We start from the raw sequence: 20,623 nt of genomic DNA, 5'->3' as shown, positions 1-20,623 counted from the left end.
ATAATTTATAATCGTTCTAAAGTTCGGACCCGCGTTATGCCTCCTCGTCATGAGTCTCTGCCGTACTCGGCGGCTTCATCAGTGAAAACATTTCATCGACCGTCTTCTCCGCCACCAGGCGCACCGAGTCCGCATTCGGTGTTCCCGCGATATTGATGCCGCGCACGACGGCACGAATCTCGTCGCGAAAATCAGTGAGAAAACGCAGCGGATCGCGCTGGTCGTTGGCGACGCGCGCAATCAGTCCAGTAATCAAAATCTGGCAGGCGATCATCCGGCCATTGAGCTCTTCCATGGGGCGCCCCTGTCGTTTTGTTGCAAAACAGGCGTGATCTAGACAAAACCGAAAGTGATGTCCCGCGGAATCTGCACCGCTGACGCCTCTCCTCCGGCATGTTAAAGACATCTGGAATTGCTCCAATGTCCGGTGATTTTTGACTCCCCTGCCCTTGAATGCAGAATCCGCCGACGACCGCTATGCAGGCGCACTGGTTGCGCTGGCGCGAGACGGGCGTCTGCGCAGTCTGCGGCCGCGTCAGGGCATCGATTTCGTCTCCAACGACTATCTGGCGCTCGCGGAATCACCGCGCCTGCGTAAGGCCGTGATTGCCGCAATCGAATCCGGCACGCCGATCGGCGCGGGCGGCTCGCGCCTGCTGCGCGGCAACTGCGCCGAGCACGAGCAGCTTGAAGCCGAGGCTGCGAATTTCTTCGGCGCAGAGAGCGCGCTGTATTTCGGAGCAGGCTACAGCGCGAACTTCGCCGCGCTGAGCACCCTGCCCCAGCGCGGTGACCTGATCGTGATGGATGAGCTCTCTCACGCCAGTATGCGCGAGGGCGCGAAGACCAGCCGCGCGGAGATCGTCGAGACTCCGCATAACGACAGCGATGCCGTGGCGGATGCGATCCGCGCATGGCGAGCCAAGGGCGGCAAGGGCCGACCGTGGATCGCGGTCGAAAGCATCTACTCGATGGATGGCGACACCGCGCCGCTCGCCGAGCTGATGCAGATCGCCGATCGCGATGATGGCTTCCTCTATATCGACGAAGCGCACGCCACCGGCGTGTTCGGACCTGACGGGCGCGGCCTGTCCGCCGTCTATGAGGGTCGCGCCAACGTCGTCGCCGTCCACACCTGCGGCAAGGCGCTCGGCTCGTCCGGCGCATTGGTGATGACGACGAAGTTGCTGCGCGATTTTCTCGTCAACCGCAGCCGCCCTTTCATTTTCGCCACCGCGCCCTCGCCGCTGATGGCGGTCGCGGTCGGAGAGGCGTTGAGGATTTTGCGCGATGAGCCCGAACGGCGGCATCGGCTGCACGATCTCATCGCGTTCGCCAGCGATAAAATCCGCGCACAGGGCTGGACGCCCTCCGGCTCGCAGATCATTCCCTACATCGTCGGGCATAATGAGCACACCATGACGCTCGCGGCAGCCTTACAACGGCGCGGATTCGATATTCGCGGCATCCGTCCGCCGACCGTGCCTGCGGGCACCGCGCGGCTGCGTATCTCACTCACGCTGAATGTGACCAGCGGGGATGTCGAATCCATGCTTGCCGCGCTCAACGAAGAAGCGCAAACACTGACGGCATGAATACGCGCCTCATCGTCAGCGGCACCGATACCGATATCGGCAAAACGGTTTTTTCTGCAGCCCTCGCGGATGCGCTTGGCGCCGATTATTGGAAACCTATCCAGGCAGGCCACGAGGACGGCACCGACTCCGGCCGCGTGGCCGAACTGGCTGCTCTCGCACCCGGGCGCATCCTTCCCGAACGGCACGTTCTCAATACCCCTGCCTCACCCCATTACGCGGCGCGGATCGATGGTCTGACGATTGACGACCGCGCGCTGCTTCCACCGCCGCCCGGCGAACGGCCGCTTGTGATCGAAGGCGCCGGCGGCCTGATGGTGCCGGTCAACGACGACATACTTTTCATCGATATCTTCGCGCGCTGGAAGCTGCCGCTGGTGCTGTGCGCACGCACCGCACTCGGCACCATCAACCATTCATTATTGTCGATCGAAGCCGTGAAGCGCCGGAACATTCCCCTGATCGGCATCGCCTTCATCGGCGACGAGCAGGCCGAGAGCGAACGCATCATCTGTAAGCTCGGCGGCGTCCGCCGTCTGGGCCGCCTGCCACGTCTCGCGCCGCTGACCCATGAGAGCCTGCGCAGCGCATTCGCCACCTCCTTCAACCTCGCCGACTTCGCCCCATGACTTCACCGACGAAATCCCCCGTCTGGCATCCGTTCACGCAGCACGCGCTGTACGAGGATTTCCCGACGATCGTGCGGGCCGAGGGCGCGTATCTGCACACCGACGATGGCCGCCGCATTCTGGATGCGATCGCCTCATGGTGGGTGGTCACGCACGGTCACTGTCACCCGGACATCGTGCGCGCGATTCAGGATGAGGCCGCGCAACTCAACCAGATCATCTTCGCCGCGCAAACCCATCCACCCGCCGAACAGGTTGCGGAGCGGCTGATCAACCTCGCTCCCAAAGGGCTGTCGCACGTCTTTTATTCCGACAGCGGCTCGACCAGCGTCGAGGTCGCGCTGAAGATGGCGCTCGGCTACTGGCGCAACATCGGCGCACCGCGCGAACGCATCGTGGTGATGGAACACTCGTATCACGGCGACACTGTCGGCACGATGTCGGTCGGCGCGCGCGGCGTGTTCAACGTGGCCTATGAACCTCTGCTGTTCGCTGTCGACTGCATCCCGTTTCCGACGGCAGGCAAGGAACAGGATACGCTCGACGCGCTAGAGCGCGCCTGCCGGGCCAAGCCTGCGGCCTTCATCATCGAGCCGCTGATCCTCGGCGCGGGCGGCATGCTGATGTACTCGCCGGAAACCCTGAAAGAGATGCGGCGCATCTGCACGGAGAACGATGTGCTGTTCATCGCCGACGAGGTGATGACCGGTTGGGGCCGCACCGGCACGCTGTTCGCCTGCGAACAGGCGGACGTGTCACCCGACATCGTCTGCTATTCCAAGGGCATCACCGGCGGCGCGCTGCCGCTCGCGGTGACATTGTGCACGCCGGCAATCTTCGAGGCACACTACTCGACGGATCGCACCAAAACGTTCTTCCACTCCAGCTCCTACACCGCGAACCCGATCGCCTGCGCGGCCGCGCTCGCCAATCTGAAACTGTGGGACGATCCACAAACCCGCGCGCGGATCGCGTCGCTTTGCGCCATGCAGGAGCGCGCGCTCGCGCCGTTCCGCAGCGATTCCCGTTTCGAAAATATCCGCCGCTGCGGCACCATCACGGCCATGGATCTGAAAGTCGGAGATGCCGGTTATCTCGCCGGGATCGGGCCCAAGCTGCTAGCCCACTTCAACCGGCACGACATCCTCCTGCGCCCGCTCGGCAACACCATCTATGTGATGCCGCCTTATTGCGTGACGCCGCAGGATATCGAGCGGATTTATGGCGCGATCGTTGAGGCTGCAGCCATCCGGCCGTGATCGTCCGGACCGGACCGCCTTTAAGCGGCCCGCACCGTTTCCAGGAATTTGGCGACTTCGGTCTTCAGCCGCCGGTTCTCATTCGACAGCAACTGCGCCGCCGAGAGTACCTGAGAAGAGGCCGAGCCGGTATCGCCCGCGCCGCGATGGACATCGGCGATGCTGGTGGCGACACGCGAGGTGCCGGCCGCTGCCTGCTGGACGTTCAGCGCGATTTCCTGCGTCGCCGCGCCCTGCTCTTCGATGGACGCCGCGATGATAGACGCGATTTCCGACAGGCGGCTGATCGTGCCGCCGATCTCCTTGATCGCAACCACCGACTCTTCCGTGGCCGACTGCATGGCCGCGATCTGGGTGCTGATCTCGTGCGTGGCCTTGGTCGTTTGCGCCGCCAATGCCTTCACTTCCTGCGCGACCACCGCAAAGCCCTTGCCCGCCTCGCCCGCGCGCGCCGCCTCGATGGTGGCGTTGAGCGCCAGCAGGTTGGTCTGGCTCGCGATCGTCGTAATCAGCATGGTGACGTCGCCGATACGGTTCGCCGCTTCTGACAATTCGCTGATCCGCGCATCGGTGCGCTGCGCCTGCTCGACGGCTTCCGCCGCGATCTGGTTGGAATCGGACACCTGACGGCCGATCTCGGAGACGGACGCCGCCATCTCCTCGGTCGCGGACGCAACCGACTGGACGTTGCTGGACGTTTCTTCCGAGGCGCTGGCAACGACGGCGCTAAGCTCCTGTGTCGCCACGCTGCTCTTGGTCAGCACCATCGCTGACGATTCAAGATCGCTCGAGGCCGAACTGACGTGCTCGATGATCTTGCCGACGGCGCTCTCGAAACTCTCCGCGAGCGCATAAAGCTCGGCCTTGCGCGTCGCCGCCAACTCGCGATTCTTCGCATCGCGCTCGACAGCCTCCTGCTCGGCCTTGGCCACCGCCTGAACCTTGAATTCCTCCACTGCGCGGGCCATCTGGCCGACTTCATCCCGGCGATCGAGGCCCGGCAGTTGGACCGACAAATCTCCGGCGGCCAGTTCGTGCATCGCCTTGGTCATCACCACCACAGGCTTCGAAATACTGCGCCCGATCAGGAACGAGAACAGCAGGCCAAACGCGGCAATGACGCCGAGCACGATCTTGAGAGTGAACTGCTGCTCTTCGAGGCGCACCTGAGAAATGCCGACTTCCATGCTTTTGCGCGTGCTGCTCGCGCTCATCATGTCCGAGACAAGCTGCGACACCACCGCAAACTGCTTTTCCGCATCCTTGATGAATCTCGTATCGGCGCCGGAGGCACCCGTCTTTTCGATGACGGTCTTCGCCTTCGCTGCATAGACAGCGACCGCATCCTTCAGCTTGGCATAATCGTCCCTCGTCACCACCGAGCTTGGCTCATACAGGCTGACCTCAAGAGCCGACAGCGCGTCATCGACACGCCCGAGCGACGTAGTGGTGTCGAATGCATAACCCTCGATCGCCTTGGTATCCGTCTCGGTCGCCGCCGTTGTCGTGAGACGATACAGATTGGCATGAGCCGACCAGATCGTGGAAGTGAGATCGCTCATCAGTTCGGCCTGACGAACCGGCCCGGACATCAGGCCTTCCTCGGCCGACTGATTGAAGTGAAGTGTCCGCAGGGAATACATCCCCAGCGCGACAAGAGAGATGACCAGGAAGACCGGTGCGATCTGGACCTTCCAGGACAAACCGATGTGCCTGACGAAGGAAAACACATTAAATCTCGAGGCCCAGCCGAAATATTTGGTCCAGCCGAAAACATTCAACTTCTTGATCCCGCCGAGCATGTCAGCCCTTTCAAACACGAGTCATCAAATTTATCGGACAGAGAGCCAGTTGCCTGCAGGTGCCCCTCGCACAGCGCTGCTATTGATGCTCTTGCCCCCGAATTCCATGCATCCCCAATGCTGGCAAACGGCCAGCAAAATTCGCAAAGAAAGAAATGGCACAAAATGTAGAACGGTACGTTAAAATGCTACCGCATTCCCGGTCCGCCTGAATCTCCGGATATGCCCGAAATCACTGGGTTTCTTCGCGGTCGGTCATTGAACGAGGCCGATCGCTGCGCTGTATGTCGCGCTGCAAAATCCACCTCCGGAATCGAAATTTGCGCATGGACAATCATCACCGATTTCTCGGTGTCCGCCTGAAGCGCATCATGCCGAGTCCGGCGCGCTAGACGAAACGTGGCGCTGCCGCGACCTTGATGATCCCATGACAATAGCGAGAGCTGCCTTGCGTGGATCGCGCGATATTTTGAGCACTCCACCGCTATCGGTATGCTTTAATGTCTGCGCGGCTCCGGTGTGGCGACTTAAAGGTTCGCTTCATTTGCTCCGCGAGGCTCTTTCAAGCGAGCGTTTCAACCAAACCACCCGACGCTTTCTCATATTCTGGAACGACGATACACGAGGCTATCCATGGAATACGTCAAGTTCGGCAAAACCGGTCTGAAGGTATCGCGCCTGTGGCTCGGCTGCATGACCTACGGCACGCCGGACCGCGGCAAGCATCCGTGGACCATGCCGGAGGACATTAGCCGCCCGCTCATCAGGCAGGCGCTCGAACTCGGCATCAATGTCCTCGACACCGCCAATTCCTATTCGGACGGCACGTCCGAAGAAATCGTCGGCCGCGCCGTCAAGGACTTCGCGCGCCGCGACGAAGTCGTGATCGCCACCAAGGTCTGCCTGCATATGCGCGACGAGCCGAATGGCGCGGGCCTGTCCCGCAAGGCGGTCTTCAACGAAATCGACAACAGCCTGCGCCGCCTCGGCACCGATTATGTCGACATCTACCAGATCCACCGCTGGGACTACGACACGCCGATCGAGGAAACGCTGGAGGCGCTGAACGATCTCGTCCGCATGGGCAAGGTCCGTTATATCGGCGCCTCGTCGATGCACGCCTGGCAGTTCGCCAAGGCGGTCTACACCTCGCGTCTGCATGGCTGGAGCGAGTTCGTCAGCATGCAGGATCACATCAACCTTCTGCACCGGGAGGAAGAACGCGAAATGCTGCCGCTGTGCATCGACCAGGGCATCGCGGTGGTGCCGTGGAGCCCGCTCGCGCGCGGCCGCCTGACCCGCGACTGGGACGACATCAGCGAACGCAGCAAGACCGACGCCTTCGGCAGCACGCTGTATACCCAGGCCGTCGATGCCGACAGAAAGATCGTGGAGGAAGTCGCGCGCATTGCCAAGGCGCGCGGCGTGCCGCGCGCGCAGGTCGCGCTGGCATGGGTTGCGCAGAAACGCGGCGTCACCGCGCCGATCATCGGCGCCTCAAAACCGCAGCATCTGACGGATGCGGTTGCCGCGCTGTCGCTGCGCCTGACCGAAGACGAGATCAAGGCGCTGGAAGCGCCTTACGTGCCGCACCGCATCGCCGGTTATCAATAAGGCATGGCATCACAACGGCCGAACACGATTGCCATCGTCGGCGGCGGTTTTTCCGGCGCGGCACTGGCATGGCATCTGCGCCGGAAAAACGTTGCCGCCGATATCGTCGTGATCGAACCTCGCGCCGATCTCGGGCGTGGGCTTGCATATGCGACGCCCGACCCCGCACACCGGATCAACGTACCCGCGACGCGGATGATCCTCGACGCGGACGACGCGGAGCATTTCCACCGCTGGCTGATCGACACCGGCTACCTCGCAACCGACCCGCAAGCCAGCCTGCCCGATGGCCGGCTGTTTCCGACGCGCGCAATCTTCGGCCGCTATGTCGCCGAACAGGTGCGCCATCTCAAGCCTGCCATCAGGCATCTGCAGGCCAAGGCCGTGAGCGCTGCCGCCACGAAAAGCGGCTTCCACATCATCTGCGACAATGGCGAAACCGTCGATGCCACCACCATGGTGCTGGCGATCTGCCACGCGCCTCCCGCCGTGCCCGCCTCGCTCCGATCGCTGCACTCTCACCCCCGCTTCTTCCCCGATCCCTGGAGCGGAAACGCCCTGTCGTCGCTTGCACCCGGCGACCGCATACTGATCGTCGGCACCGGTCTGACAATGGCCGATATTGTGGCTTCGCTGGAACGCACCGGCCATCGTGGCGAAATCGTCGCCGTCTCCCGGCGCGGACTTCGGCCGCAGTCGCATACGGACAATCTCTCGGTCTTCGAGGGCGACTTCACGACACCTCCCGTCACGCAAGCGGCTGCCCTGTCCCGGAGCGTCCGCAGAACCGTCATTGACGCCGCGCGGGATGGATTGCCCTGGCAGATCGTACTCAACCGCGTGCACGAGCAAGGACAGCCGATCTGGCAAAACCTGTCGGCATCGAGCCGCCGCCAGTTTCTGCGTCATCTGCGCCCCTATTGGGACACGCACCGCTTTCGCATCGCTCCGCAGATTCATGAAACGATCGAACGCCGCATCGCTAACGGCACGCTCGATATCAGGGCCGCATCCGTGCGAGCCAACTCGACCACACCACACGCGGTCACCGTGGATTTGCGCGCACGCCATGACAGGGAATGGAAACCGGAAACATTCGACGCGGTCATGCTGGCGACAGGCCCGGCCCATGCCGTTGCAGCCGATCCGCTGCTGTCATCCATGAACGCCGATGGATTGCTGCAGGGCGATGCGCTTGGCCTTGGCGTCGCAGTCGACCGTTCGGGCTATGCCATCAGCCACCAAGACGAGCCGAATCCACATTTATTCGTCGCAGGTCCGCTCGCGCGCGGTACGTTCGGCGAATTGATGGGCATATCGGATCTTTCGGCCTATGCAGGAAAGATCGCCGAAAGCATCGCCGCCACATTGTCCGCCGTGGATGATCGTGCAACGTATGCGTGAGCGCGCCTGCTAGCTGGCGAAAGCCTTCTTGTTAGACACCACTGACGGCCGGCCTATGATCGGATTGTAGGCAGAGATCGGCTGCGGGCGGCCAAGCAGGTAGCCCTGCATCTCGGTGCATCCGGCATCTGCGAGGAAGTCACGCTGCGCTTCCGTCTCCACGCCTTCGGCGATGACGCCGAGATTGAGCGCCTCTCCGAGGCTGATGATCGCGCGGATGATGGCCGACGACTGCACGTTCTTGTGGATCTGCGCGACGAAGGTCTGGTCGATCTTGATCTTGTCGAACGGGAAAGACTGCAGATACGACAGCGACGAATAGCCGGTGCCGAAATCGTCCATCGCGATGCGCACGCCAAGATTCTTGATGCGGCGCAGGATCGAGCAGGCGCGCGAGAAATCCTGCATCAGCACGCCTTCTGTGATCTCGATCTCGAGCCGCTTGGGGTTGAGGCCCGTTTCCAGCAGAATCGAATGAATCAGACCAGGCAAGTCGTTTTGCTGGAAACTCATCGGCGACACGTTGATCGCGATCTGCAGCGGGTTCGGCCAGCTTGCCGCTTCGCGGCAGGCTTCGCGCAAAATCCACGCATCGATGGCAACAATCGAGCCGGTTTCCTCCGCCAGCGGAATAAAGGCGCCGGGAGCGATCAGTCCCTTGGCCGGATGGCGCCAGCGCACCAGCGTCTCGAAGCCGAACGGATTTCCATCCGGGCCGCCCTGAGGCTGATAATGCAGCTCAAGCTGACCATTCTCAATGGCAACACCGAGATCGTGCAGCAGCGCGCGTTTCTCGCGAAGCTGCTTGTCCATCGCCGGCTCGAAGAAGCGGACAGATCCCCGCTCCTCCTTCTTGGCGCGATAGAGCGCAACGTCGGCGTTGGTTATGAGTGTTTCCACATCCGCTCCATCCTGCGGGAAGATGGACACGCCAACGGTGCAGCCGCTGTGAATGGGATGGCCCTCGATGTGGAACGTCATCTCGAAGGCGGTCAGGACACGCGTGCAGATATCGCCTGCGCGGGCCGGCTGTTCGCCTTCGGATGAGACGATCATGAATTCGTCACCGCCGAGGCGCGCGATGAACGCGCTGCCGCACGCGGCCTGCAAACGGCGCGCAGCCTCATCCAGGAAGGTATCGCCCGCACTGTGGCCGTAGGTGTCATTGATCTCGCTGAAGCGATCGATATCGAGGCTGAGAATGGTGAAGGAGCGCTGCTCCCGCATCGCCTCTTCCCAAACCTTGTGGACATGCTCGTTGAAGGCGGCCCGGTTGAACAATCCGGTCAGGGAATCGTGCTGGGCGAGGTACTGAATTTGAGCCTCGCTCTTGCGCTGCTCGGTAATGTCCTCATGCGTTCCGACCCAGCCGCCATTTTCCATCGACTGGTACGACACGCTGATAGTGCGGCCATCCACCAGTTCGAGAATCCATCGGGTGAACTCGCGGTTCTCCACCGAATTCCACAGATGTGACGAATAGGAGTCCAGATCCTTGACGATCGTTCCGGCTTTTTTCCTCGCCGCGAACATATCATCGACCGTCATGCCGACACGAATGTCCTCCGGAGCGATCTTGTACATCCCGACGTATTTTTCATTCCACAATTGCAGGCAGTTGTCGGGCCCGAACATGCACAGGCCCTGCCGCATATTGTCGATAGCCGCGTTGAGCTGGATGTTACGCTCGTTGATGTCGCGGCGGCTGCGGCGATCGGAAATCGCGCTAATCAGGCAGGCGACCACGAAAGCTGCCATTACCGACGCCACGCCCACAGAAAGGGCGATCGGCGACAACCCGACATTTTCGGAGGTTGCCGTGACGTCCGAAATCAATCCCATCGCGCTCATGGCGATGAAATGATCGGTCAGGATCGCCACCATCAGCAATCCCGCGCCGATTGCGCCAAACCACACCGTCTCGCCGCGCCGCACGACAGAGAGAGAAAGCGCGCCAAAGCCCACACCGCACGCGATCGAAACCGCCAACAGGTCCGGCATCCATACGATATCGGCGGGCATCCGTAGCGAGGCAATTCCGAGATAATGCATCAGGGAAATGGCGGCGCCGAGGATTCCACCACCGATCAATGGCGCCCAGGTCCGGTCGCCATAGGTCGCGGTGATAAATCCGACGACCATCATGACAATCGCAACGCCCAACGATGCAACCGTCATCAGAAAATCGAAAGAGATCGAAACTCCCGGCGTGTAAGCGAGCATTCCGATGAAGTGCGTCGCCCAAACGCCGCAACCGCCCACAAGACCGGCCGTGAGCGCCCAGAACAGGCGAGACGTGGCCTTGTCATCGGCAGTCGCGCGCTGATACATGTTGATGGCAGAAATGCTGGTCAGCAGGCAAACGCCCGCAGCCAGAAGAACTAGCCTCCAGTCATGTTGGGTTTGCAGGCAGGTTATAATTCTCAGCATTTCTGCGGTTGTGGTGGTCTCTGGAGCAAAAACCGTAGCAACCGGAGGTATGTCGCCGCTTAACACCTCGCGCCAATGCGGTTGTTGGTAAACACACCGTAAATGACCGACGCTCGGCGTTCGACGATAACGCCTGTTTCTGAAGTGCTTTTGGAATTTTCGGCGAAATCTTTCTCGCGCGAGCCGCCTGCGGCAAACTCGCTCACCATTGATTTAACCCGCGATCGATAGGGATTCTCTATTCAACTGGCTACGCTTGCAGGCTCATCCTTGCGGAAATGCAGGTAATCGGCGGAGAAATCGCCGAGACTCGCCAAGCCGTCCCAGTTACGAATCTGGATAAGTCGGGAATCCCACTCCAGCAATTCAAGCCGCCGCAATTCCTGAATCACGCGATTGGCGTGCACCGTGGAAATGCCCGAGGCATCGGCCACGTCGGACTGCGTCCAAGGAATCGTAAACGCCATATCCTTTGCGAGCCCGACCGCCTGCAGACGCATGACCAGTTCGCAAATCAGGTGGGCGACGCGGCCGATGGCGTCGCGCTGCCCGAGAGTAATGACCCATTCGCGGAAGATGGCCGCATCGACAAGCGATTCGCGCCAGAACACATGCGTCAATGACGGGGAGGCCTGAAGCAATTCCTTGAACGAGGCATGCGGGATGAAAGCGACCACCGCGGCCCCCAGCGCCGTGACTGTGTGGTCGAGCTTGGGCAGATGGAGCGTCTGCAAATCAGGAATGTCGCCCGCCACATGAAACGACATGATCTGGCGCTGCGAGCCATTGGCAAGCTTATGACGAAACAGGTAGCCGTCGAGCACGAGAATGCATTGTGTGCTGATGTCACCCTCACGGATGAGATCCTGCCCATTGGCGAAATTCTTGACCGTCATGGGCAGCTTGGTAATTCCAAGCCGGTCGCTCTCCGATAACCTCACCACGCTGTCCAGCCGGCGCAGCAATCTGGTGTAAGGACGTCCGGCTTCCATGCCTGCCTCTGCTGTGAGAATCCAAATTGACCCCCAAAGGCCAACGGCTCCCCCGGAATGCCAGTTCCCCACAGCTTGGTTCCATAACCCATGTTAATGGTTACGCATGTTGTTCTCTCAAATGAGGTTTTGCCCTGACTTTCCCGCAGCTTTCGTCCATGCGAGGCGCCATTTACGGCGATCCGGAGCCGGGAACGGGCAGCAGCCATGCCTGAGCCGGGCCGCTCCGCCATCTTGAGGCCACAGGTGCGCCACGGTCGCGATACGATCCGAATGACGCGGATCAGCGGCCAAGCTTGCCTTCGATTGCGCCAAAACGGAATCGTTCCACGCGAGATGAAAAACTTCGCGCGTTATTCACGCCGATCATGCAACTCAAGTTAAGGACAATCGTTGGTGATTTTTTACGATGACGCGCGAATCCCACGACGCGCGAATCGTACATCCCACAAGGAAACCGTTGCATGACTCGACAGAACTCCAAGACGTGGTCTGAGCACGACCTGAAGAAGCTGAAGGATTATGCGGATGCCGGCGCCTCGCATTATCGCACGGCTGCAGCACTCAACCGCACCGTTTCCGGTGTGCGCAGCATGGCGCAACGGCACGGCATCCGGTTCGTCTCACCGAAAGCGGCGCGTCACGCTGCCAGAGAGACAACGCCCGCGCCGCTTTCCTGAATCCCGATCGGCCTTGAGAGGCGGGCTTCTCAGCCCGCCGCCGTCATTTTCTTCGCGACATTCGTCTGCTTGAGAATGGCGACAACCTCGGCCGGCGTATCGGCCACCTGAATTCCCGCCTTCTCCAGCGCGGCACGCTTGGAGGCATAACCGCCACGCCCGCCGGTCACGATGGCGCCGGCATGGCCCATCTTCTTGTCCGGCGGCGACGAGCGGCCCGCAATGAAGGAGACAATCGGCTTCTTCATGGTGCGCGCGTATTCCGCCGCTTCCTCTTCCATCGCGCCGCCGATTTCACCGACCAGCACGACGGCGTCGGTCTTGGCGTCGCGATCCAGCTCCATCAGCGCATCGCGCGTCGTGGTGCCGATGATCGGATCGCCGCCGATGCCGATGAACGCCGATTGGCCGAGATTGGCGCGCGTCAGGTTCAGGCACATCAGGGTGCCGAGGCTGCCGCTGCGTGAAATCACGCCGACGCGACCCGGCTTGAAGATGTTGGGGTTGTGCCCCGGCATGATGCCGACAAACCCTTCGCCCGGCGTGACGATGCCTGCGGTGTTGGGGCCGATGATCCGGCTTTTCGACACACGCTGGCGCGCGAAGATCTCGAGAACGTCGTGCGCCGGAATGTGCTCGGTGAGCGTGACGATGGTCCCGATGCCCGCATCGATCGCATCGATGATGGCAGCCTTCGCCATCGACGGCGGAATGAAAATCACCGAGACATCGCACGGCGTATGCTTGGTCGCCTCGACCGCCGATCCGTAGATCGGCGTATCGAGGAACGTCTCGCCTGCACGCTTGGGATTGACGCCGGCGGCAACGTCGGTGCCCATCTCCCGCATCCGCTCCGACCAGAAAGCACCCTGCTTTCCGGTCATGCCCTGAACCAGAACTTTTTGTCCGCGACGATAAATCATTGCGCTGCCTCGACCGCCGCTTTCACGGCATCTTCCATGAAGTCATAGGGTTCAATGCCAAGCCGCTCACGCACGAGCTTGACTGCTTCGTCCTCACCGGTGCCGTGGATCGAGAAGAACACCGGCACCTTCGGCTTCAGCGTCTCCCATGCCTTAACGACACCTTCCGCCATCACATCCGTGCGTGCGAACGCGCCGCAGAAGTTGATGACGAGGCTTTTGACACCCGGATTGGACAGCACCAGATCGAGCGCGATTTCCGACTTGGTGTAGGCTTCGCCGCCGATCTCCAGAAAGTTGGCGGGCTTGCCGCCGAAGTGATCGATGACATCCATGGTCGTCATGGTGAGGCCCGCGCCGTTCGCCAGCACGCCGACATTGCCGTCGAGCTGGATGAACTTCAGGCCGTTCTCGGCGCCGCGTTCTTCCAATGCCGTCATCTTCGGCGGTGAAGCCACCTTGGCGAGGTCAGGCTGGCGCAGCCCCGAGGAATCGTCGAGCACGAACTTGCAATCGAGCGCCACCACGCGACCGTCCTTCAGAAGGGCCAGCGGATTGATCTCGACCAGTTCGGCGTCCTTGGCATCAAAGATCGCATAGAGCTTCGCCAGAACTTCGCCGACCGCTCCTGCCGCCGAACCGAGCGGAAGGCCCTTCAGCATCACCGCCGCATCGGCAGCGCTGAAACCCTTATGGATGTCGACGATGTGCTTGCGAATGGCATCCGGATGGGTCTCTGCCACTTCCTCGATGTCCATGCCGCCTTCGGTCGAAAATAGCACCAAAGGCGCGCGGCTTGCCACGTCGATCAGAACCGCGGCGTAAAGCTCGCGCTCGATCGGGCACAACTGCTCGACCAGCACCTGCGAGACGCGATGCCCGCCGATGCTCATCGACAGAATGTCGCGCGCTGCACTTGCCGCTTCATCGGCGGTCTTGGCGATCTTGATGCCGCCCGACTTGCCGCGCTTGCCGGTCGGCACCTGCGCCTTGATGACCGAAGGGCCGATGGCCGTGACGGCGGCCGCGGCCTCCTCCGGCGTCTTGCACACCCGGCCTTCCGGCGTGGGAACGCCGGCCGGCACGAGCACGTGATGCTTCGCTGCATACTCCTCGAGATTCATATCTTGCCCCTTACTTGCCGTAACGTGCCCAGTGCGGCCCGAACATCTCTTCTTCAGTCGGCTTGTCCTCCGGAATCGGCGTGACAAGGTGTGTGATGTTGATGAAGTGCTTGTAGTTCAGGTTCTCGGAGATGCTGTTCTTCTGCCAGGAACCGCAGCCCATGGTGAGCGTGAACTCAAGGCCGCTGTCGAAACCGCCGCCATTGCCGAAGGTGTGTGCAAAGTTGACCAGCACGCGCACCACCGGGAGGTCTTCCGCCAACTCGCGCGCGCGCTCGAGCTTCGTGGTGTGCAGGCCCATCGAGTGGCCCTTGCCCTGGTGATTGAGGATCTTGCGGACGGTCTCCTTCGCCGCCTCAAAGTCCTTCGCGCGGTAGACTGTCAGCACTAGCGACAGCTTTTCGCCCGAGAGCGGATAGTCGCGGCCGATGCCGGTTTCCTCGACGAGAAGGAATTTTGACTTCGATGCCTCAGCCGGAAGACCGAACGCTTCCGCCAGGATCGGCATGTCACGCGCAATCAGGTGACGGTTCAGCTTGCCGTTCTTCCACAGCTCGCTGACAACCTTGTCCTTGGAGGATGGATCGACGAGGAAAGCGCCTGCCTTCTTCAACGCGGCAATCGCCTTGTCGTAGCAAGCGTCGACGATCACCACCGCGTTCTCCGACGAACACGAGGTCGCATTGTCGAATGTCTTGGAGGCGCAGATCTTCTGCGCGGCGGAATCGAAATCGGCGGTCTCGTCGATGATGACCGGCACGTTGCCCGCGCCGACACCGATCGCCGGCGTTCCGCTCGAATAGCCGCGGCGCACGTTGTCCTGCGAACCGGTGATGACGACGAGGTCCACCGCCTCCATCAGCGCCTGAGTCGTGTCCTTGGTAACCGGCGACGGCAGGATCTGCACCAGATCCTTCGGCAGGCCGATCTGCTCCAGCGCATCGCGCATGAAGTTCACGACCATCTCGGTGGTACGGAAGCCGAGCGGCGACGGCGCGATGATAATCGCGTTGCGGCCCTTGATCGCCATCAGCGCCTTGTTGACCGGCGTGGCGCCGGGATTGGTCGACGGCGTGATCGCACCGACGACACCGATCGGCTTGGCGAACTTCACGATGCCGCGCTTCACGTCACGCTCGATTTCGCCGACCGTCTTGGCGCGCAGCATATCGCGCAGCGTGCCGAACGTCTTGCGCTGCTTCTTGATGATCTTGTCCGGGACGTTTCCGAGGCCGGTGTCCTCCACCGCCAACTCGGCCAGGGCCTTGGCGTGCTCCAGCTTGTAAAGCGACCATGCTACCGCGCGCACCGCTTCATCGGTCCGCGCCTGATCGGCCTGCGCAAAGATTTCCTGCGCCGCGCGGGCTCTCTTCATCAGATCGGCCGCAATCTGCTGCGCATCCGAATTCCGGTTTTGCATTTCGACGACAACACTCATGACTTTCTCCATTCATCAAAATTCGCGGGTCGTATCCTTCATCGGAAAGCCACGACCATTCGGGTTGTTTAGGCCGGCGTGGGGCGCGGCACCGTAGGCTCGCTGCGTACATCGACGAAGCGTTCACCCGGCTTGCATGTGAACGCCAGCATCGCACCAATCAGAAGGAACGCGAGCGATCCAATGAACGGCACGTCCCAGCGTCCCGTCAGATCGATCGCATATCCGAACACCACCGGAGATATAATCCCGGCCATGCCGAAACCAAAGTTCATAAAGCCGGACGCGGAGCCGGAAAATTCAGGCGCGATATCCATGGGAATTGCCCAGATCGGGGCAACGATCAATTCCACGAAGAAGAACGCGAGACTGAGGCAGGTCGCCACGATGTTGAGATCGTGGAAGAACACGATCGGCAGCATGAAGCAGAACGATCCGAGGAAGCCGACAACAATGACGCTGACGCGCGCCTTGTTCACATCGCCGGTCTTCTTCAGGATGCGATCGCTGAGGAAACCGCCAACCGTGTCGCCGACCACACCGGCCAGGAACACGCCCGCCGCGAACAGCGCTGACTTCTTGATGTTCAGATTGAACTCGTGAAGGAAGAAGGATGGCAGCCAGTTCAGGTACAGCCACAGGATCCAGCCGTAGCAGAAGTCGGTCAGCGTCACCGGCATGATGCGCTTGAGGAGCGGTCCCCACGGCACCGATTTCCGCGTGGCCACCACGGTGGCGGGAGGCAGGCCCGTCAATTCCTCAGGCGTGATCTGCGAATGCGTGCGCGGATCGTCGCGGAAGTAGGTGAACCACACGGCGGCCCAGATCAGCGCCGCTACGCCGAGGAAGATAAACGAATCGCGCCATGAGAACGACACGACGATCAGCGCAATCAGCGGCGGCGTCAGCGCGTTTCCTGCGCGCGAGAAAGCATGGGTGATGCCCTGCGCGAAGGCGCGCTGATCGGGCCGCAGCCAGTTCGCAAGCGCTCGCGTGGCGGTCGGGAACGCAGGCCCCTCGCCGATGCCGAGCGCAAGACGCGACAGAAACAGTGCAGCCAGCCCGCCGACAAAACCGGTCCAGATCGTCGCGAGGCCGACCAGAGCCGCACACAGCGCGAGCGTCACGCGCGGTCCGAGCCGGTCGCCCAGCCAGCCGCCTGCGATTTGAAAGAAAGCGTAGGGATATGCGAAGGCGGAAAATGCGAGCCCGAGCTGGGTCGCGGTTAATCCAAGATCCTTCTGCATGAAGGGCGCCGCGGTCGAGATATTCACGCGGTCGACGTAGAAGATGAGATACATCAGGCAAGTGATGAGCAGAACGAAGCGGCTCGCCTTGTTGCGCATAGCCATTAAGACCTCCCGGTATTTTTCTTTTCCGCGGTCTGCCGGGTTCGGTGCCCAGCTTCAAAGTGACGCGGCTTTATCGGGACATGCTACAGGAGACCAAATCCCATAAGGAAATTGATAATTTGCATCGCAGCCATTCGCGGGATTTATCAGCAAAAAGGCCGGCGCAACCTCATCGCGCCGGCCTCATTTTTCTCGGTAGCTGATTTTAGGCGCTCGGCGCCTGCCCTTCCGTTGCTGGAACTGCTTTCCGGCTCGACAAAGCGCGCTGGAGGAACGGCAGCGCCAGGATAAGCGCTGTACACACCATAACGAAGCCAGAGATTGGGCGCGTAAAAAATACGGTCCAGTCATTGCCGAAACTGATCATGGAGTTCATGAAGGCAGCCTCCGTCAAAGGCCCAAGGATCACGCCAAGAACCAGTGGAGCGACCGGGAATTTGAACCGTTCGAACAGATAGCCGATGACGCCGAACGCAATCATGAGCCACAGGTCCGTGACGCTGTTGCGGATCGACAGCGCGCCGACGAAACAGAGTGTCATCACATAGGCAGAGACCACGGCTTCCGGCAGATCGAGAATCTTTACCAGCGGGCGGATTGCGAAGTAGCCGACGACGCACATCAGCGCGAGGCCGAGGAAAACCGATGCAAACACGGTGTAGATGATCGGCGCCGAGGTCACCATGACCTGCGGTCCCGGCTGGATGCCATGCAGCATGAACGCGCCAAGAATGATGGCGGTCGCGCCCGAGCCTGGAATGCCGAGTGCAAGAAGCGGCACCAGCGCGCCACCCACGGAAGCTGTGGCCGCCGCCTGGGGCGCGACGATGCCTTCGGCGATGCCGGTGCCCATCTCTGCCCGGCGCTTGCCGAACTGGGATTCCATGCCATAGCTCACGAACGATGCGATGGTCGCGCCTGCTCCGGGAATCAGGCCGATGACGTTGCCGAGCACACTCGCGCGCGCGAACATCCATTTCAGCGCACTGATTTCGCGCCAGCTCGGCAGCTCCGTCCGGGCGTTGCTGATTTTCTCGATTGGCCTCGTCGAAAATCCGGTCTCGAGCCGCGACAGCACTTCGCCGATGCCATAGGCGCCGACCATCACCACGAGAAACTCGATGCCGTCGGCGAGGATTGGCGAGCCGAAGGTGAAACGATAGGCGCCGTAGGTTTCATCGGTGCCGACGGATGCGATCAGGATGCCGACGCAGAGACTGATAAGGGCATTGGCGAGCGATCCGCTGCCGAGCGCGACGACGCTGGACAGACCGAACACCAGAACCGCGAAATATTCGGGCGTCGAGAAACGCAGCGCGAAATGTGCAAGCGGCTGCGTCAGGAACACCATAATGACTGCCGACAGCAGGCCACCGCCCAGCGCCGCCACCAGCGTCCAGCCAAGCGCCTTCGCCGGCTTGCCCTTGCGACCCATCGTATAGCCGTCCCACAGCATCGGAACGTCGATCGGCTCTCCCGGTATCTTGAACAGAATCGCGGTAAATGCGCCACCATAGGTGCCCGAGACATACATCGCCGTCAGCAGCACGATCGAGGCGGTGACATCCATGTGATACGTGAAAGGCAGCGTCAACGCGACGCCCATCACCAGAGTAAGGCCCGGCAACACGCCCACCAGAAGTCCGACCACGATGCCCAGCAGAAGCATCAGCATGTGGCTCACGGTGAAGCAATTCAGGAAGCCGTGACCTAACAGAATCAAAACATCGCTCATGACTGTGTCCCTGCCTCAGGCGCCAATGATGAGGCGAATGAAATCGGTGAAAGCGTCGAACGGCGGCTCGCCGCGCGGAAGTGAGACGTAGGCAAAGCGCATGAAAAGCAGCGCGGCTCCCAGCGTAATGCCTGTCGCGGTCAGCCAGATCGCAAGATGGTTGCGATAACGGCCGAGATACATGAACGACACGAGGAACATGAAAGTCGAAAGCAGGAAGCCCAGCGTCGTCACGACGACTGCATAGACCAGAACCAGAGCGATGCCGCCGACCAGCATCCAGGGATGCTTCGCAGCCACCTCCTCCTCTTCTTCTTCCTTCTCGAAAGTCTCGGCGATGCCGTGGGTTTCCTGTCCCACGCCCATCAGCCGGCGGGCGATCTCGATCAGGCAGACCAACGCCATCATACCGATCGTGACTTTCGGCCAGAAATCCGGACCGAGGTCACCTGGACGCGGCGAGTAATCGATCTGCTGCGCGTAATGATAGAGAATGCCGGATATGATCAGGCCGGCGACATACGGAAGAGTCTGACGGAGTGCGGTTTTTCCCATAACGTCGCCGGCCTGTCCTGTTAGGTGATGATCTTCAGCGATTGACGGTTATTTTCCCGCCGTCGCCTTCTTCATGTCTTCGAGCTGGTCCGCGACGAATGTGCCAGCCTTCGTCGAAGGCTCGAAGCTCGTCGGTTCGGCGAACTGATCGGCCAGAAACTTCTTGTATTCCGGCGATTCAGCCACCTTGGCGAGCGCGTCCGACAGCTTCTTGACGATCTCCGGCGGCGTACCGGAACGGACGACGATCGAACGGAACTGCGGCAGCGCAATCTTGTAGCCAAGCTCATAGGATGCCGGCACATCCTTGAAAGCATCGAGACGCTTTTCGCCGAACAACAGAATCGGCCGCATCTGTTTGCTGGTCAGGAATTGTGCAACGTCGCCAGCCTGCTCGTAGAGAGCATCCGCGTGGCCGCCGAGGATCGAGACGTAGCGCTCGCTCGGTTTGGAAAACGGCACCTGCACGACCTTGATGCCGGCCCGATCGAGGACACTCAGAGAGAAGTCATCGACGCTGCCGAAACCAAGCGTCGCCACTTTAAGCTTGCCCGGATTGGCCTTGGCATCCTTCTCGAAATCAGCCCAGTTCTTGTACTTGCTGTCTTCCTTCACGAAGATGAAAGACGGACCCTTCATCATCACCGCGACGGGCGTGATGTCCTTCATGGTCCAGCGCGGCGTCTTGCCTGCCAGAAGCGCGTGGCTGTCGGCGATGTAAATCGCCATCGAATAGCCGTCGGCCGGTGTCGACATCAGCTTGGCCATGCCGGTCGCACCCGTGCCGCCCGGCACGTTCACCACCGGAATGCTCTGCCCGATGATCGGTTCCATGAGCTTGCTGATGAGACGTGCAAGCTGGTCGGCACCACCACCCGGTCCCCACGGAACAACCAATTCAATTGGACGTTCAGGATAGCCCGCAGCCGCAGCGCTGCCACTCAATGGCATGCTGCAGAGAAAAGCCGCGGATAGAACAGCAAAAGCCTTCGCAGCCCAGCGGGCTGGATATCGTATCGCCTCCATAGTCACCTCCCAGCGACGGTTTTATCGACCTTATTGGCGGGCTTGTTTGCCCACTTCACATGAAG

Annotated in this window: 18 protein-coding genes; 6 read left to right on the top strand and 12 right to left on the bottom strand. The window is 61.0% G+C overall.

From position 1 onward, the window contains the following. Window positions 1-34: 34 nt before the first annotated feature. Entirely contained in the window at window positions 35-295 is a 261-nt protein-coding gene (locus tag AC1RNA_RS15605; RefSeq protein ID WP_492951681.1) for a hypothetical protein, read from the bottom strand. A gap of 154 nt (window positions 296-449) precedes the next feature. Here AC1RNA_RS15605 and AC1RNA_RS15600 point away from each other — a divergent pair, with 154 nt between their 5' ends. The 3 genes from AC1RNA_RS15600 to AC1RNA_RS15590 are packed head-to-tail and all read left to right on the top strand — an operon-like array spanning window position 450 to window position 3,483. Further along, window positions 450-1,595, top strand: a complete 1,146-nt coding sequence (locus AC1RNA_RS15600) for an 8-amino-7-oxononanoate synthase (RefSeq protein ID WP_492951680.1) — start codon at window positions 450-452, stop codon at window positions 1,593-1,595. Then, window positions 1,592-2,224 (top strand): dethiobiotin synthase, encoded by a 633-nt coding sequence (bioD, locus tag AC1RNA_RS15595; RefSeq protein ID WP_492951679.1) that lies wholly within the window; start codon window positions 1,592-1,594, stop codon window positions 2,222-2,224. Before AC1RNA_RS15600 ends, bioD begins: the two co-directional genes overlap by 4 nt. After that, window positions 2,221-3,483, top strand: coding sequence for an adenosylmethionine--8-amino-7-oxononanoate transaminase (locus tag AC1RNA_RS15590; protein WP_492951678.1), 1,263 nt, complete (start codon window positions 2,221-2,223; stop codon window positions 3,481-3,483). The genes bioD and AC1RNA_RS15590 overlap by 4 nt, the downstream gene beginning before the upstream one ends. A gap of 20 nt (window positions 3,484-3,503) precedes the next feature. Here AC1RNA_RS15590 and AC1RNA_RS15585 read toward each other — a convergent pair whose 3' ends face one another. Then, window positions 3,504-5,285: a methyl-accepting chemotaxis protein gene (locus AC1RNA_RS15585; protein ID WP_492951689.1), complete on the bottom strand. Its 1,782-nt coding sequence runs from the start codon at window positions 5,283-5,285 to the stop codon at window positions 3,504-3,506. 633 nt (window positions 5,286-5,918) lie between these two features. Between AC1RNA_RS15585 and AC1RNA_RS15580 the strand changes: the two genes are divergently transcribed. Both AC1RNA_RS15580 and AC1RNA_RS15575 read left to right on the top strand, forming a co-directional pair. Then, a complete protein-coding gene (locus tag AC1RNA_RS15580; RefSeq protein ID WP_492951677.1) occupies window positions 5,919-6,899 on the top strand; it encodes an aldo/keto reductase in 981 nt (326 codons plus the stop codon). Window positions 6,900-6,902: 3 nt separating this feature from the next. After that, the gene (locus AC1RNA_RS15575) at window positions 6,903-8,303 is read left to right on the top strand and encodes an FAD/NAD(P)-binding protein (protein ID WP_492951676.1); all 1,401 of its coding nucleotides are present in this window, start codon (window positions 6,903-6,905) and stop codon (window positions 8,301-8,303) included. Between the two features lie 9 nt (window positions 8,304-8,312). On the opposite strand, the gene AC1RNA_RS15570 is transcribed toward AC1RNA_RS15575, so the two are convergent. From AC1RNA_RS15570 to AC1RNA_RS15560, 3 genes are read right to left on the bottom strand one after another with little or no spacing between them, the layout of a single operon-like run. Further along, window positions 8,313-10,733 carry a bifunctional diguanylate cyclase/phosphodiesterase gene (locus tag AC1RNA_RS15570; RefSeq protein ID WP_492951675.1) on the bottom strand — a complete coding sequence of 807 codons (2,421 nt, stop codon included), beginning with the start codon at window positions 10,731-10,733 and terminating at the stop codon, window positions 8,313-8,315. 59 nt (window positions 10,734-10,792) lie between these two features. Then, window positions 10,793-10,942, bottom strand: a complete 150-nt coding sequence (locus tag AC1RNA_RS15565; protein WP_197083222.1) for a hypothetical protein — start codon at window positions 10,940-10,942, stop codon at window positions 10,793-10,795. Between the two features lie 33 nt (window positions 10,943-10,975). Then, window positions 10,976-11,725, bottom strand: a complete 750-nt coding sequence (locus AC1RNA_RS15560) for a Crp/Fnr family transcriptional regulator (protein ID WP_009340642.1) — start codon at window positions 11,723-11,725, stop codon at window positions 10,976-10,978. 464 nt (window positions 11,726-12,189) lie between these two features. On the opposite strand from AC1RNA_RS15560, the gene AC1RNA_RS15555 reads away from it, so the two are divergent. Next, window positions 12,190-12,405, top strand: coding sequence for a hypothetical protein (locus AC1RNA_RS15555; RefSeq protein ID WP_009340641.1), 216 nt, complete (start codon window positions 12,190-12,192; stop codon window positions 12,403-12,405). 29 nt (window positions 12,406-12,434) lie between these two features. Here the strand turns inward: AC1RNA_RS15555 and sucD are convergent, their stop codons facing one another. From sucD to AC1RNA_RS15520, 7 genes are all read right to left on the bottom strand, one after another. After that, the gene (sucD, locus tag AC1RNA_RS15550) at window positions 12,435-13,328 is read right to left on the bottom strand and encodes a succinate--CoA ligase subunit alpha (RefSeq protein ID WP_009340640.1); all 894 of its coding nucleotides are present in this window, start codon (window positions 13,326-13,328) and stop codon (window positions 12,435-12,437) included. Continuing rightward, window positions 13,325-14,452 carry a succinate--CoA ligase subunit beta gene (locus AC1RNA_RS15545; RefSeq protein WP_492951674.1) on the bottom strand — a complete coding sequence of 376 codons (1,128 nt, stop codon included), beginning with the start codon at window positions 14,450-14,452 and terminating at the stop codon, window positions 13,325-13,327. The genes sucD and AC1RNA_RS15545 overlap by 4 nt, the downstream gene beginning before the upstream one ends. Window positions 14,453-14,462: 10 nt before the next feature. Next, on the bottom strand, window positions 14,463-15,890 hold the full coding sequence (gene sauS / locus AC1RNA_RS15540) for an acylating sulfoacetaldehyde dehydrogenase (protein WP_492951673.1): 1,428 nt from the start codon (window positions 15,888-15,890) through the stop codon (window positions 14,463-14,465). Window positions 15,891-15,958: 68 nt separating this feature from the next. Then, window positions 15,959-17,242, bottom strand: a complete 1,284-nt coding sequence (locus AC1RNA_RS15535) for an MFS transporter (protein WP_492951672.1) — start codon at window positions 17,240-17,242, stop codon at window positions 15,959-15,961. Between the two features lie 205 nt (window positions 17,243-17,447). Continuing rightward, entirely contained in the window at window positions 17,448-18,977 is a 1,530-nt protein-coding gene (locus AC1RNA_RS15530) for a tripartite tricarboxylate transporter permease (protein WP_009340636.1), read from the bottom strand. 15 nt (window positions 18,978-18,992) lie between these two features. Continuing rightward, window positions 18,993-19,532: a tripartite tricarboxylate transporter TctB family protein gene (locus tag AC1RNA_RS15525; RefSeq protein WP_009340635.1), complete on the bottom strand. Its 540-nt coding sequence runs from the start codon at window positions 19,530-19,532 to the stop codon at window positions 18,993-18,995. Window positions 19,533-19,580: 48 nt separating this feature from the next. Next, window positions 19,581-20,483, bottom strand: a complete 903-nt coding sequence (locus AC1RNA_RS15520; protein ID WP_245258193.1) for a tripartite tricarboxylate transporter substrate binding protein — start codon at window positions 20,481-20,483, stop codon at window positions 19,581-19,583. Window positions 20,484-20,623: the final 140 nt, after the last annotated feature.

It is taken from the genome of Afipia sp. GW821-FHT14H12 (assembly GCF_058803465.1).
Note: the sequence above shows the minus strand (reverse complement) of the source record. Positions and strands in the feature narration are given on the sequence as shown.

Excerpts from the sequence above, each read along its gene's own strand:
- AC1RNA_RS15605 (WP_492951681.1), bottom strand. The coding sequence starts at position 295 with ATGGAAGAGCTCAATGGCCGGATGATCGCCTGCCAGATTTTGATTACT.
- bioD (WP_492951679.1), top strand. The coding sequence starts at position 1,592 with ATGAATACGCGCCTCATCGTCAGCGGCACCGATACCGATATCGGCAAA.
- AC1RNA_RS15590 (WP_492951678.1), top strand. The coding sequence starts at position 2,221 with ATGACTTCACCGACGAAATCCCCCGTCTGGCATCCGTTCACGCAGCAC.
- AC1RNA_RS15585 (WP_492951689.1), bottom strand. The coding sequence starts at position 5,285 with ATGCTCGGCGGGATCAAGAAGTTGAATGTTTTCGGCTGGACCAAATAT.
- AC1RNA_RS15580 (WP_492951677.1), top strand. The coding sequence starts at position 5,919 with ATGGAATACGTCAAGTTCGGCAAAACCGGTCTGAAGGTATCGCGCCTG.
- AC1RNA_RS15575 (WP_492951676.1), top strand. The coding sequence starts at position 6,903 with ATGGCATCACAACGGCCGAACACGATTGCCATCGTCGGCGGCGGTTTT.
- AC1RNA_RS15570 (WP_492951675.1), bottom strand. The coding sequence starts at position 10,733 with ATGCTGAGAATTATAACCTGCCTGCAAACCCAACATGACTGGAGGCTA.
- AC1RNA_RS15565 (WP_197083222.1), bottom strand. The coding sequence starts at position 10,942 with ATGGTGAGCGAGTTTGCCGCAGGCGGCTCGCGCGAGAAAGATTTCGCC.
- AC1RNA_RS15560 (WP_009340642.1), bottom strand. The coding sequence starts at position 11,725 with ATGGAAGCCGGACGTCCTTACACCAGATTGCTGCGCCGGCTGGACAGC.
- AC1RNA_RS15555 (WP_009340641.1), top strand. The coding sequence starts at position 12,190 with ATGACTCGACAGAACTCCAAGACGTGGTCTGAGCACGACCTGAAGAAG.
- sucD (WP_009340640.1), bottom strand. The coding sequence starts at position 13,328 with ATGATTTATCGTCGCGGACAAAAAGTTCTGGTTCAGGGCATGACCGGA.
- AC1RNA_RS15545 (WP_492951674.1), bottom strand. The coding sequence starts at position 14,452 with ATGAATCTCGAGGAGTATGCAGCGAAGCATCACGTGCTCGTGCCGGCC.
- sauS (WP_492951673.1), bottom strand. The coding sequence starts at position 15,890 with ATGAGTGTTGTCGTCGAAATGCAAAACCGGAATTCGGATGCGCAGCAG.
- AC1RNA_RS15535 (WP_492951672.1), bottom strand. The coding sequence starts at position 17,242 with ATGGCTATGCGCAACAAGGCGAGCCGCTTCGTTCTGCTCATCACTTGC.
- AC1RNA_RS15530 (WP_009340636.1), bottom strand. The coding sequence starts at position 18,977 with ATGAGCGATGTTTTGATTCTGTTAGGTCACGGCTTCCTGAATTGCTTC.
- AC1RNA_RS15525 (WP_009340635.1), bottom strand. The coding sequence starts at position 19,532 with ATGGGAAAAACCGCACTCCGTCAGACTCTTCCGTATGTCGCCGGCCTG.
- AC1RNA_RS15520 (WP_245258193.1), bottom strand. The coding sequence starts at position 20,483 with ATGCCATTGAGTGGCAGCGCTGCGGCTGCGGGCTATCCTGAACGTCCA.